The sequence below is a fragment of the Comamonas testosteroni TK102 genome (assembly GCF_000739375.1).
In the GTDB taxonomy this organism is placed as follows: Bacteria; Pseudomonadota; Gammaproteobacteria; order Burkholderiales; family Burkholderiaceae_C; genus Comamonas; species Comamonas brasiliensis.
This window is the reverse complement of sequence record NZ_CP006704.1, coordinates 4,442,721-4,455,585: the sequence shown is the minus strand read 5'-3', so window position 1 is coordinate 4,455,585 and position 12,865 is coordinate 4,442,721. Positions and strand designations below refer to the sequence as shown.

The window sequence follows — 12,865 nt, the reverse complement described above, 5'->3', positions numbered from 1 at the left end:
GATCAGTGGTCTGTGTCAGCCAATCTGTTCCTCAAGGAGACTAAAGTGGATCGTCGTTCCATTCTGAAAAATGCCGGTATCGCTGGCGTGCTGGCTGCGGGCGCCGCACCTGCTGTTCACGCCCAGGCCGCCGTGCGCTGGCGCCTGGCCTCGAGCTTTCCCAAGTCGCTGGACACCATCTTCGGCAGCGCTGAAAAGCTGTCGCAAGTGGTCAAGGCCATGTCGGGCGGCAAGTTCGAGATCTCGGTGCACCCCGCTGGCGAGCTGATGCCTGCTTTCGGTGTGGTGGATGCACTGCAGGGCGACACCATCGATATGGCACAGACTGCTGCCTACTACTTCACGGGCAAGGATCCCATCTTCGCCTTCAGCTGCGCCGTGCCCTTCGGCCTGACCACGCTGCAGATGAACGGCTGGAAAGACCATGGCAATGGCCGCAAGCTGCTGGATGCCTTCTTTGCCAAGTACAACTTCAAGACTGCATCCGCAGGCAACACCACGACCCAGATGGGTGGCTGGTACCGCAAGGAAATCAAGACCGTGGAAGACCTCAAGGGTCTGAAGATGCGTCTGGGTGGCGGCGTGTTCGGCGAAGCCATGGCCAAGCTGGGCGTGGTGGCACAGAACATGCCTGCTGGCGATGTCTATCAAGCCCTGGAAAAGGGTACGCTGGATGCCGTGGAATTCGTCGGTCCCTACGACGATGAGAAGCTGGGCTTCAACAAGGTTGCTCCCTACTACTACTACCCCGGCTGGTGGGAAGGTTCTGCCGACCTGGAGTTCTTCATCAACCTGAAGAAGTACAACGCACTGTCGCCCGAGAACAAGGCGATCCTGGACGCTGCAACCCGCGTGGCTGCTGCCGACATGACCAGCAAGTACCAGGTGCTCAACCCTCAGGCCATCAAGCGCCTGGTGGCCAACAAGACCCAGCTGAAGATGTTCCCCAAACCGCTGATGGATGCCGGTTTCAAGGCTTCCATGGAAGTGTTTGCCGAGCACGAAGCCAAGTCGCCCGAATTCAAGAAGATTCACCAGGACATGCGCGCTTTCCAGCGCGACCAGATCCTGTGGAACCGCTTCTCCGAGTTCCCCTTCAATCAGTACATGGCGACTGCCAAGATCTGATCCTGATCAGAGTCACCAGCGCCATGCGCTGGGTGTTGAAAAACCGCAGCTTGCTGCGGTTTTTTCATGCCATCGAGATCATGCTGGGAGTCCACCTGCACCGCCTCGGTGGTGTCTTTCGATACGCGGATGACATCGGCGCGGCAGGGCCGTTCCCATATTCCTTCGGTTGCCAGCATTCCATCGCTGCTGCGACAGGCCGGCTCCACACAAGACTCCTGGGCATTGGCGGCCTGAGACAGCAGATCTGGACAGCAGATCTGCATAGGGGGGACGGACGGCAGTCAGCAGTTCGGTGACGGTCAGGATGGCTTCCTGAAGGGAAGCGGATCCATCACCCATCAATCTTCAAGCCATGAAAAAGCCCCGGCTCTGGCGAGCCGGGGCTGTGTCGGTAGCGGCCGTCGATTTACTTGGCGGCAGGTGCCGAACTCAGTGAATCCTGCAAGGCCTTGGCAGGGTCATCCGAGCCGTAGCCGCTGGCATCGGGCGCTGCCGGAGCCGGCTGGCTGCCTTCTGCAGGGGCCGAACCTTCTTCGCCGCCTTCAGGCGCTCCAAACGGGTTGTCCGCACCATAGCCGCCGCCGGCATCGTTGAGCTGGTTGAGCATTTCGTCGCCCACCTTGTTCATGTCCACGACCACGGGTTTGTCGAGCGCGCCGGTCACGATGCCGGGGAAGGCGATCAGCACGCCCACCATCACCAACTGGATCAGCACAAAGGGCACGGCACCCTTGTAGATCTGCATGGTGGTGACGGGCTCAATCACCTTGTGGGTGACCTTGTCCACGTACTGCTTGTCCGGTGCGACGGAGCGCAGGAAGAACAGTGCAAAGCCGAAGGGCGGATGCATGAACGAGGTCTGCATGTTCACGGCCAGCAGTACGCCGAACCAGATCAGGTCGATGCCCATCTTCTCGGCCACGGGGCCCAACAGCGGCACCACGATGAACGAGAGTTCAAAGTAGTCCAGGAAGAAGGCCAGGAAGAAGATCATGATGTTGACCACGATCAGGAAGCCCACCTGGCCGCCGGGCAGGCTGGTCAGCAGATGTTCCACCCACTTGGGGCCGTCTGCAGCCTGGAAGACCAGACTGAAGGTGGTGGCGCCGATCATGATGAACATCACAAAGCTGGCCAGCTTGGTGGTCGAGGCCAGGGCCTGCTTGAGCAGGTCCATGTTCAGGCGACGGCGGGCAAAACCCATGATCAGTGCCGCCATGGCGCCCATGGCACCGCCTTCGGTAGGTGTTGCAATGCCCAGGAAGATGGTGCCCAGCACCAGGAAGATCAGCAGCAGGGGGGGGATCAGCACAAAGGTCACGCGCTCGGCCAGCTTGGACAGCAGGCCCAGCTTGAGGACCCGGTTGAGCGAGGCGATCACGAAGGCGATGAAGGTGCCGCCGCACATGGCGGTGACGATCTTCTCGTCGGTGGCGACTTCGGTGATTTCCTTGCCCTGCCACCAGGTGTGCAGGTCGGCCATATGGCTGGCCAGGAAGATGGCCACGATGGTGGACAGGCCCATCACCACGACCAGCGAGGTATAGCCGGAGTTGCCGTTGGCTTCGCGGTAGATGCGTGCCTCCAGGGGCAAGGCAGGCACCATCTTGGGCTTGAAGATGGCCAGAATCACCACCCACAGCACATACAGGCCCATGAGCATGAAGCCGGGGATGAAGGCGCCCTTGTACATATCGCCCACGCTCTTGCCCAGTTGGTCGGCCATCAGAATCAGCACCAGCGAGGGCGGGATGATCTGGGCCAGCGTGCCCGAGGCCGCGATAACGCCCGATGCCAGGCGGCGGTCATAGCCGTAGCGCAGCATGATGGGCAGAGAGATCAGGCCCATGGAGATCACCGAAGCGGCAACCACACCGGTGGTGGCCGCCAGCAGGGCGCCCACAAAGATCACGGCCAGCGCCAGACCCCCGCGGATGGGGCCGAACACCTGACCGACAGTGTCAAGCAGGTCCTCCGCCATGCCGGAGCGTTCGAGAATCAGGCCCATCAAGGTGAAGAAGGGTACGGCCAGCAGGGTGTCGTTGGCCATGATGCCGATCAGGCGCTGGGGCAGCCATGCCATCACGGAGGAGGGGAAGACGCCCAGTTCTATGCCCAGAAAGCCGAAGGCCAGGCCCGCAGCGCCCAGGCTGAAGGCGACTGGAAAGCCCAGCAGCAAAAAGCAGATCAGCCCCGCAAACATGATGGGGGCGTAGTTGGTAGCGATGAATTCCATTGATTGTCTCCCGCTACCGTTATGCCTTGGCCTGGGCGGCCAGCGCCTCAGCCTGCTTGCGATCGGCTTCGGCACGCAGGGCCTCGGCCAGCTCTTCCTCGGCGCTCTTGTCGCTGAGCTTGCCCATGGGGTCGGGGCCGTCACCGGTCAGGAAGGCAATGCGCTTGATCAGCTCGGAGATGCCCTGCAGCAGCAGCAAGGTGATGCCCACAGGAATCGCTGTCCACACAGGCCAGCGGATCAGTCCGCCGGGGTTGCCCGACACCTCGCCGGACTGGTACATCTGAATCACCACCGGCATGCTCAGCCACAGAATGGTCAGGCATAGAGGCGTGAGAAAGAAGGCAAAGCCGATGATGTCGATCCAGACCTGGGCCTTTTTGGACAGACGGCTGTTGATCACATCGATGCGCACATGCTCGCGGTGCAGCAGGGTGTAGCCCGCCGCAATCAGAAAGGACCATGCGAACAGATACCACTGGACTTCCAGAAAGGCATTGGAGCTGGTGTCGAAGGCCTTGCGAACAATGGCGTTGGCGGCGCTGATGAAGGTGGCGGCAAATATCAGCCAGATTGAATATTTGCCGACAAAGGCGTTGAGCCTGTCGATAGCCCTGGACAGGGCAAGTAAAGCCTGCATGGTGTCTCCAAAAAGTAGGCCGTGTATGCGTCGCGCTGTTGGGGCTGGTAAGCCTTAGGGCGATCTGAGTTTTTGAACCGAACTGGAGATTCTACGGACGCAGGTATGGTGTTTTTTACAAATACGCAGGCAAATGTGGCGCCCGAGCGTCAGTTGTGTCTGCTATGCGGACGATAGCTGGAAGCGCATGACTGGTAACGCTTAGGTGATTGTTTTATTGAGGTATTTTTGGTTATTAATGGGCTTTGATGCTAGTGTGCGCCTGCTGTCGTGGAGGGGGCTGTGTGCTGAAACTAGGGCAAATCCGGAGAGAGTAAAACTGCCCTGAATCCGGTTCAAGACCTCTTATTTGCTGGCGAGTCGACGGTAGAGTGTGGCCCGGCTCAATCCCAGGTTGCGGGCTGCCACGCTTACATTTCCGTGCGCCTCCTGCATGGCCTGCTGAATCAGCAGCAACTCGCTGGTGCGCAGCGGCGTGGCCATGGCATTGGCAGGCAATCCCCGGCTGGCTGCGCCGGAGCCCGTCATGACGGGAGCGCGCAGCAAGGGGCCGGCCTGTGCCAGCGCCAGCAGGCGCAGACCGGACCACAGCGGCAGTTGCATTGGCGCCTCGGGCCTCTGGCGCGCATGCTCGATCAGATGGCTCCAGGGCAGGGCCAGCAGCTCATGGCTCTGAATGAGCGAGTCCTCCCCGGGGGCTTGCAGAGGACGTGGCACCAGTTGCCTGGCCACGGTATTGCTGCCCAGCAATCGGCCTTCGGCATCAAACACCATCAGGCCTTCGCCCTCCTGGCCCAGCGGCCCGCCGGGCCAGTTCACGCGCAGCAGCAGGGTGTGAGGCAGGGCCCGCAGCAATCGATCTTCGATGGCGCGTGCGCAGCGCAGCGCCAGCAGCAGCAGCTCGGGGCGCTCGGGGACATCAATGCCGGTGATGTCCAGCATGCCCAGGCATTCGCCCTGAGGGCCGAATACCGGTGCGCCTGCGCAGCTGTAGTCGCGCAGATCGTCGAAAAAATGCTCCTGCCTGTGCAGCCATACCGGGCTGAGTTCGGCCAGTGTCGCGCCTATGGCCGAGGTGCCCACGCCGCGCTCGGACAGATCCACACCGACACGGCCCACGGCCAGCGCGCGCAGATCGCTGTGGTCCACGGGGCCTTGAACTTCCAGGGCCAGTCCCTGGGCATCGGTCAGCAGACAGAAGTAGCGCATGGCGCCCACGGCCGCGACCAGTTGCGTCATGACCGGACGTGCGGCCTGCAGCAGCAGCTGGTGCTTGTCCTGGGCGTGGCGCAGCGCGTGAGGTCCGACGGCCTCGAACTCCACTGTTTGAGCGGGATGACGGCCCTGCGCCACGCAGCGCTGCCAAGAGCGCCAGAGCCAGGGGGCAAGACCAGACGGTACCAGCGCATGGGATGAGTCCATCGCCAGCAACTGCTGCCTGGCCTGGGCAAGCAGGGAATGGCGTGCACCTGGATGGGCTGCGGCTTGCGTGGATGTGGCGAGGCTGGCGGGCGACATGAGGACTCCGGACAGTGTTTCATTTTGAGAATATCTGCGCGTGTTTCGCCTGGCCTGGGGGTCAACCCTAGCGCCTTGCATGGTGGTAACTGCCCACCATAGAGAGTGTGGTTGTGCTTTGTTACCCAATTCTTCGGATATAGGCAGGAGGCATCACGATGAATGTTCAGTTCACGGTCAATGGCCGCACGGCCAGCATTGACGTCCCCCCCAATACCTTGCTGGTGCAGGCGCTGCGTGAACAGCTGCGCCTGACGGGTACCCATGTGGGCTGCGATACCAGCCAGTGCGGAGCCTGCACGGTGCTGGTCAATGGCAAGGCCATCAAGTCCTGCACCATGCTGGCCGTGCAGGCCCAGGGTGCCGAGGTCCAGACCATAGAGGGCATGGCTGCTGCCGATGGAACCATGCACCCCATGCAGGCGGCCTTCAAGCAGTGTCATGGCCTGCAGTGCGGCTTCTGCACGCCCGGCATGGTGATGAGTGCGGTGGATCTCTGCCGCCAGAAGCCCGGCGCCACCGATGCCGAGATCCGCGAACTGCTCGAAGGCAATATCTGCCGCTGCACGGGCTACCAGAACATCGTCGCCGCCGTCAAAGCGGGTCGCGACGGCATGAGCGCCACCTGAGCGGCGCATCACAACTAGAAGAGGAGACACACCATGGGTGCATCTGACTTTTCCAAGCTGCCGCATATCGGCGAAGCCGTCCTGCGCCGCGAGGATGATCGCTTTCTGACCGGCGCTGGCCAGTACACGGACGACATCACGCTGGGCGCACAGGCCTATGCGGTGTTTGTGCGCTCGCCCCATGCCCATGCGAGGCTGCGCAGCGTCAACGTGGATGCCGCCAAGGCGGCACCAGGCGTGGTCGAGGTGCTCACGGGTGCCGATGTGGCGGCCGCCGGCATCAACGGCCTGCCCTGCGGCTGGCTGATCACCAGCACCAATGGCGAGCCCATGAAGGAGCCGCCGCACCCGATACTGGCCCTCGATACCGTGCGCTATGTGGGCGACCAGGTGGCCATGGTGGTCGCCGAGACCCTGCAGCAGGCGCGTGATGCGGCCGAGCTGGTGGAGGTCGATTACGCGGTGCTGCCAGCAGTCGTGAACGTGGCCGACGCGGCGGGCGGCAAAAAGCCCGGTGCCGTGGTCCACGATATCGCTCCCGACAACCGTTGCTACCAGTGGGCGATTGGCGACAAGGCGGCAGTGGATGCGGTGTTTGCCGGCGCCGCCCATGTGACCCGTCTGGACCTGGTCAACAACCGCCTGATACCCAATGCCATGGAGCCGCGCGTGGCCATAGGCAGCTACAACCGCGCCATGGACGAGTACACGCTGTACGTGGCCAACCAGAACCCGCACGTGGAGCGGCTGCTGATGACGGCCTTCGTCATGGGCCTGCCAGAGAGCAAGGTGCGCGTGATTGCGCCCGATGTGGGCGGCGGCTTTGGCTCCAAGATATTTCTGTATGCCGAGGATGTCTGCCTGACCTGGGCTGCCAAGAAGCTCAACCGCAATATCAAGTGGACGGCCGATCGCAGCGAGTCCTTTCTGACCGATGCGCATGGCCGCGACCATGTCAGCCATGCCGAGATGGCCATGGATGCCGATGGTAAGTTCCTCGCCATGCGTGTGCACACCGACGCGAATCTGGGCGCCTACCTGTCCACTTTCGCCAGCGCGGTGCCCACCATCCTTTATGCCACCTTGCTGGCGGGCCAGTACACCACGCCGCAAATCCATATCGAGGTCGATGCCTGGTTCACCAACACTTCCCCCGTGGATGCCTACCGGGGCGCTGGCCGTCCCGAGGCCACGTACCTGCTCGAGCGCCTGGTCAGCCGCTGTGCCTGGGAAATGAATCTGTCCCAGGCCGAGATCAGGCGTCGCAACTTCATCACCAGCTTTCCCTATCAGACGCCCGTGGCGCTGCAGTACGACATCGGCGACTACCAGGCTTGCATGGATCAGGCCGAGCAACTGGCCGATGTGGCGGGCTTTGCGGCGCGGCGCGCCGCCAGCGAGGCCAGAGGCCTCAAGCGCGGCCTGGGCTACAGCAGCTACATCGAAGCCTGCGGTCTGGCGCCCAGCAATATTGCCGGGGCGCTGGGCGCACGTGCCGGTCTGTTCGAGTGCGGCGAGGTGCGCGTCCACCCCACGGGCAGCGTGACGGTGTTCACGGGCTCGCACAGTCATGGCCAGGGGCATGAGACGACTTTTGCCCAGGTGGTGGCGGCGCGGCTGGGCATTGCCGTCGAGCATGTCGAGATCGTCCATGGCGATACGGGTCGCGTGCCCTTTGGCATGGGAACCTATGGCTCGCGCTCCATCAGCGTGGGTGGCGCTGCCATCATGAAGGCGCTGGACAAGATCGAGGCCAAGGCCAAGAAGATCGCCGCCCACCTGATGGAGGCCAGCGATGCCGACATCGATTTCGCGGGAGGCGAGTTCACGGTGCGCGGCACCGACAGAAAGCTGCCGTTTGCCCAGATTGCGCTGACGGCCTATGTGCCGCACAACTATCCACTGGACAAGCTGGAGCCGGGGCTGGACGAGACTGCTTTCTACGACCCCACCAACTTCACCTTCCCGGCCGGCACCTATATCTGCGAGGTCGAGGTGGACCCTGCCACGGGCGTGGTGCGCGTCGACCGCTTCAGTGCCGTGGACGATTTCGGCACCATCATCAACCCCATGATCGTGGAGGGTCAGGTTCATGGCGGACTGGCCCAGGGGATAGGTCAGGCGCTGCTGGAGAACTGCGTCTACGACCGTGACTCGGGTCAGTTGCTGACCGGCAGCTTCATGGACTACGCCATGCCCCGCGCCGACGATCTGCCCGACTTCAAGCTGGGCACGGTCTGCACGCCCTGCACTCACAACCCGCTGGGCACCAAGGGCTGCGGCGAGGCCGGGGCCATAGGCTCGCCGCCCGCCGTCATCAATGCCGTGCTCGATGCCCTGCATTCCCTGGGCGTCAAGGACCTGGACATGCCTGCCAGCCCACATCGGGTGTGGGAGGCCATCGATGCTGCACGCCCCTGAGGCACCCGACTGAGAGGAAGAGAGGACAACACATATGTATGCCTTCAGCTACTCCACCCCCCGGACGCTGGATGAGGTGAGCGCTGCCAGCGGTCAGTTTCTGGCCGGCGGCCAGAGCCTGATTCCTTCCATGAAGCTGCGCCTGGCCCAGCCCGGCGCGATTGTGGATCTCAACCAGGTCGATGGCCTGGCGGGAATCCGCGTCGGCGGCGATCAGGTCGAGATCGGCGCCATGACGCGTCATGCCGATGTCGCCGCCTGCCGCGAGGTCCAGGCAGCCATTCCTGCGCTGGCCGAGTTGGCCGGCGGTATTGGCGACCGCCAGGTTCGAGCGCGCGGCACGATGGGCGGCTCGCTGGCCAATAACGACCCTGCGGCCTGCTATCCCAGTGCGGTGCTGGGTCTGGGTGCTGTCGTGGTCACCAGTCGGCGCGAGATTGCGGCAGACGACTTCTTCCAGGGCATGTACACCACGGCACTGGAAGAGGGGGAACTGATCAAGGCGGTGCGCTTTCCCGTGCCCAGAAAGGCTGCCTATATCAAGTTCAAGCAGCCCGCGTCGCGCTTTGCCCTGGTGGGCGTGTTTGTGGCGCAGACGGCGCAGGGCGTGCGCGTGGCCGTGACCGGTGCGGGACTATCGGTCTTCCGCCACGCAGGCCTGGAAGCGGCGCTCAACCAGAGTCTCACGGCGGCTGCGGCGGCTGCGGTGCCTATTGACGACAGCGAGCTCAACAGCGATCTGCACGCGAGTGCGCGCTACCGGGCGCAGCTGATCAGCGTCCTGACGCAGCGGGCGGTGGATCAACTGCTCTCTCCCTGAGCGGCTCTGTCTGAGTGGCTGCTCCTGCCTGGGCGGAGGGCAGCCTCGCCACGGGTGGGGCGAGTGGGCGGTCGGCCGGGGCGTTTGCTTGCCGTCTCCTTGCGGCAGTGTGACTGTCATAGGATGTGATTTTTGAATGAAAAGTGGCTTAATCCCTTATCAGTAAAGCGCAAGCAGCTATGAATACTGAAGTGAAAAGCGCTCTGCAGTCGGTGGATGGGCTGCTCGCCGCCTTGCAGGAGGTAGGCTATTTTGCGGACCGGCGTCTGGCCACGGCCGTGTTTCTGGCGCTCAGGCTTCAGCGGCCCCTGCTGCTGGAGGGCGAGCCGGGCGTTGGCAAGACCTCGCTGGCGCAGGCGCTGTCCCAGGTGCTGGCGCGGCAGCTGATCAGGCTGCAGTGCTATGACGGCCTGGAGCAGCGGGAAGCGCTGTATGAATGGAATTACGCCGCGCAGCTGTTGCACCTGCGCGCGGCCGAGCTGCGTGGCGCGGCGGAACTGGAAGCTGTCGAGCAGGAGGTCTATCAGCCTCGCTATCTGGTACGCCGCCCTTTGCTGCAGGCCCTGCAGGCACCTGCGCCTGGCGCGGTGCTGCTGATTGACGAGGTGGACCGGGCCGACGAGCCTTTCGAGGCATTTTTGCTCGAGTATCTGGGCGAGTACCAGGTCAGCATTCCCGAGCTCGGCGTCGTCCGTGCCCAGGTGCCGCCCGTGACCATTCTTACCAGCAATCGCACGCGCGATCTGCATGATGCGGTCAAGCGCCGCTGTCTGTACCACTGGCTGGACTACCCCGAACGCGAGCGCGAGCTGGCCATTGTCCAGTCCAAGGTGCCCGAAGCCGGGGCGGCGTTGACCGAACAGATCGCCCGTTTTGTGGACCGGCTGCGCAGCCGCCCGTTTGCCGATGCCTTCGAGCGCACGCCCGGCATTGCCGAAAGCGTGGAGTGGGCCAAGGCACTGGTGGCGCTAGACACGCTGGTCATAGACCCCGAGCTGGTGCACGAGACGGCGGGCATTCTGTTCAAGCAGCGCGAAGATGTGGCGGCGCTCACTCCAGAGCGTCTGCAGCAATTGCTGGAGCCCGATGCCACAGCCTGAGCTGCAAGCGCAGTCGCCAGAGCGGCCCGCAAGCGCGAGCTGGTGGGGGGACGCGCGCAGCGGCAAACTGCCCATCAATCTGCTGGGGTTTGGTCGCGCGCTGCGCCGTGCAGGGCTGGCGGTGGATGCCGAGCGCCTGGCACTGGCCCAGCAAGGCCTGATGCTGGTGGGGATGAACCGCGAGGACGTGGCCGCCGCGCTGGAGGCCGTGCTGGTTTCACGCGAACAGGACCTGGCGGTCTTTCGCGAGCTGTTCGCGGCCTACTTTCGCAATCCCGAGGTGGCCCGGCAGCTTCTGAGCCAGTTGCTGCCGGGCTCGCCGGAGGCGGCCAGGCCGCGTCACAGGCCGCGTGTGCAGGAGGCCTTGTCGGCGATTCGTGCCGCACAGCAAAAGCCCGCGAGCGAGGAACTGGCGATGGATGCCGCCATGTCGGCCAGCGACCGGCACAGGCTGCAGCATGCGGATTTCAACCAGCTCAGTGCCAGCGAGTACCGCCTGGTGCAGCAACTGGCGCGCGATATCCGCTTGCCGCTGCCCAGCTATCGCAGTCGCAGAAGCGAGCTGCGCGCCTCGGGGCTGCGTGTGCACTGGCCCGCCAGTCTGAAAGCTGCGGCAGCCACGGGCGGCGAGCTGGCAAGTCTCAAATGGCGCAGGCGCAAGCGGCTGCCCATGCCCTGGCTGGCGCTAGTCGATGTGTCGGGCTCCATGGAGCGTTATGTGCGTCTGTTGCTGGCATTTCTGCACCAGGCCACCAGCCCTCGGCGCTATCCGCAGCTGCGTCGCCATGTCTACAGCATGGGAACCAGCCTGCAGGAGCTGAACCGGGCTTTTGCCCACAGCGACCCCGATGCCATGCTGGCCCAGCTCAATCGCGACATCGACGATTTCGGCGGCGGCACCTGCCTGGGGGAATGCCTGGCACAGCTGCACCGGCAGCAGGCGCGCCATCTGGTGGGCAGGCGCACTCTGGTGCTGCTGGTCAGCGACGGGCTGGATACCGGCGACAGTGCGCTGCTGGAGCGGGAGTTGCAGTGGCTGGCACGGCACAGCGCGCGCATTGTCTGGCTCAACCCCTTGTTGCGCTTTGACGGGTATGCCCCGCTGGCCAAAGGCGCGCAGGTGCTGCATCGTCACAGCCATGCCATGCTGGCCGTGCACAACCTGCAGTCATTGCAGCAACTGGCTGCCCACCTGGCGAAGCTGCTGCAGCTGCCGCACCGAGATTGAAAAGGAGAACACCATGGAAATGCATGCCAGCCGCCCTCTTGCCGTGAGCCAGCAGCAGGCCTGGGAGGCGCTCAACGATCCGCAAACCTTGCAGCAATGCCTGGCCGGCTGCGAGAAGTTCGAGGATGCGGGCGATGGCTCCTATGCCGTGATCATGTCCGTGAAGATCGGTCCGGTATCGGCCAAGTTCAACGGCCGGGTCACGCTGTCGGATGTGCAGCCGCCCAAGAGCTACACGATTGCCTTTGAAGGACAGGGCGGTGTGGCCGGCTTCGGCAAGGGCCAGGCCAAGGTGGATCTGACTCCCACCGATGAACGCCACTGCGAGCTGCACTACGAGGTGCAGGCCCAGGTCGGCGGCAAGATTGCCCAACTGGGCCAGCGCCTGATCGACGGCGCTGCCAAGAGCATGGCCGAGGATTTCTTTGCGCGCTTCGAAGCCGTGATGCAGCAGCGCCACGCTAGCGAGCCGCCCGAAGACGAAGGCAGTGCAGAGGAGCCGGATACACGCTCCTGGGAGCACGACGCGGCCTCCACCAGCTACGCTCCGCTGGACGCCACACCCTCGGCGCCGCCGCGCGAATCGTCTGGCATCCCCGTCTGGGCCTGGGGCCTGGGGGCTGTCATCGTTCTGGGCGCGCTCTGGCTGCTGACTCGCTGACCAGCGCATCAATAAAAAAGCCCCTGGGCCTGAGGCCAGGGGCTTGGTGCAGGTGGCTTAGCCTTATTGAGGCTGGGCGTGGAAAGCCTTGTTGGCGATCTTCCAGCCCTGCTCGGTCTTGAGCAGCACAAAGTAGTCGGTGAAGGTCACGGCACCATGGTAGAGCGTGACCTTGGCCATGGCGGCCGTGCCCACGATGTCCAGGGAGTCGATGACGCGGCGACGCGTGGCTTCGTCGGCGGCGGGCGTGTTCTTGAAGCGCTGGCAGTAGAAGTCCAGGTCCCAGGAGGTCAGCGGGCCTTCGCGCACGGACTCCAGACGGGCCGTGGGCATGAAGGCTGCGCGCATATGCTCGGCCTTGTCTTCGGCATGGCCGCGCATGTACAGCTCCAGCGGCACGCGCACGGCGGCTTCTTCGGGGTGATTGGTCAGGCGTTCGGTGGTCATATGGGTTTCTCCTTGGAGCCGGATTCCTTGCGCC

General features: G+C 63.6%; 12 protein-coding genes. 7 read left to right on the top strand and 5 right to left on the bottom strand.

Annotated elements, in window-relative coordinates; all coding sequences use genetic code 11:
- Nucleotides 1-45: 45 nt before the first annotated feature.
- A complete protein-coding gene (locus O987_RS20110; protein WP_003052850.1) occupies nt 46-1,128 on the top strand; it encodes a TRAP transporter substrate-binding protein in 1,083 nt (360 codons plus the stop codon).
- On the opposite strand, the gene O987_RS29545 is transcribed toward O987_RS20110, so the two are convergent.
- The 4 genes from O987_RS29545 to O987_RS20090 all read right to left on the bottom strand — a co-directional run bounded on the left by O987_RS29545 (nt 1,101) and on the right by O987_RS20090 (nt 5,525).
- Entirely contained in the window at nt 1,101-1,307 is a 207-nt protein-coding gene (locus O987_RS29545) for a hypothetical protein (protein ID WP_050872193.1), read from the bottom strand. The genes O987_RS20110 and O987_RS29545 overlap by 28 nt on opposite strands.
- 230 nt (nt 1,308-1,537) lie before the next feature.
- A complete protein-coding gene (locus tag O987_RS20100; RefSeq protein ID WP_003052852.1) occupies nt 1,538-3,367 on the bottom strand; it encodes a TRAP transporter large permease in 1,830 nt (609 codons plus the stop codon).
- Between the two features lie 19 nt (nt 3,368-3,386).
- Nucleotides 3,387-4,007, bottom strand: coding sequence for a TRAP transporter small permease subunit (locus O987_RS20095; protein ID WP_003052854.1), 621 nt, complete (start codon nt 4,005-4,007; stop codon nt 3,387-3,389).
- A gap of 345 nt (nt 4,008-4,352) precedes the next feature.
- On the bottom strand, nt 4,353-5,525 hold the full coding sequence (locus tag O987_RS20090; protein WP_003052856.1) for a helix-turn-helix domain-containing protein: 1,173 nt from the start codon (nt 5,523-5,525) through the stop codon (nt 4,353-4,355).
- 158 nt (nt 5,526-5,683) lie between these two features.
- On the opposite strand from O987_RS20090, the gene O987_RS20085 reads away from it, so the two are divergent.
- From O987_RS20085 to O987_RS20060, 6 genes are all read left to right on the top strand, one after another.
- Entirely contained in the window at nt 5,684-6,154 is a 471-nt protein-coding gene (locus tag O987_RS20085; RefSeq protein ID WP_043374376.1) for a (2Fe-2S)-binding protein, read from the top strand.
- A 33-nt stretch (nt 6,155-6,187) separates the two neighbouring features.
- Entirely contained in the window at nt 6,188-8,575 is a 2,388-nt protein-coding gene (locus O987_RS20080; RefSeq protein ID WP_043374373.1) for a xanthine dehydrogenase family protein molybdopterin-binding subunit, read from the top strand.
- 34 nt (nt 8,576-8,609) lie between these two features.
- Nucleotides 8,610-9,395, top strand: coding sequence for an FAD binding domain-containing protein (locus tag O987_RS20075; RefSeq protein WP_043374371.1), 786 nt, complete (start codon nt 8,610-8,612; stop codon nt 9,393-9,395).
- A 179-nt stretch (nt 9,396-9,574) separates the two neighbouring features.
- Entirely contained in the window at nt 9,575-10,495 is a 921-nt protein-coding gene (locus tag O987_RS20070) for an AAA family ATPase (protein WP_003052865.1), read from the top strand.
- Nucleotides 10,482-11,723: a vWA domain-containing protein gene (locus tag O987_RS20065; RefSeq protein WP_043374369.1), complete on the top strand. Its 1,242-nt coding sequence runs from the start codon at nt 10,482-10,484 to the stop codon at nt 11,721-11,723. The genes O987_RS20070 and O987_RS20065 overlap by 14 nt, the downstream gene beginning before the upstream one ends.
- A gap of 13 nt (nt 11,724-11,736) precedes the next feature.
- Entirely contained in the window at nt 11,737-12,384 is a 648-nt protein-coding gene (locus tag O987_RS20060) for a CoxG family protein (RefSeq protein ID WP_043374366.1), read from the top strand.
- A gap of 63 nt (nt 12,385-12,447) precedes the next feature.
- Here the strand turns inward: O987_RS20060 and O987_RS20055 are convergent, their stop codons facing one another.
- The gene (locus O987_RS20055; RefSeq protein ID WP_043004737.1) at nt 12,448-12,831 is read right to left on the bottom strand and encodes a nuclear transport factor 2 family protein; all 384 of its coding nucleotides are present in this window, start codon (nt 12,829-12,831) and stop codon (nt 12,448-12,450) included.
- Between the last annotated feature and the right edge of the window lie 34 nt (nt 12,832-12,865).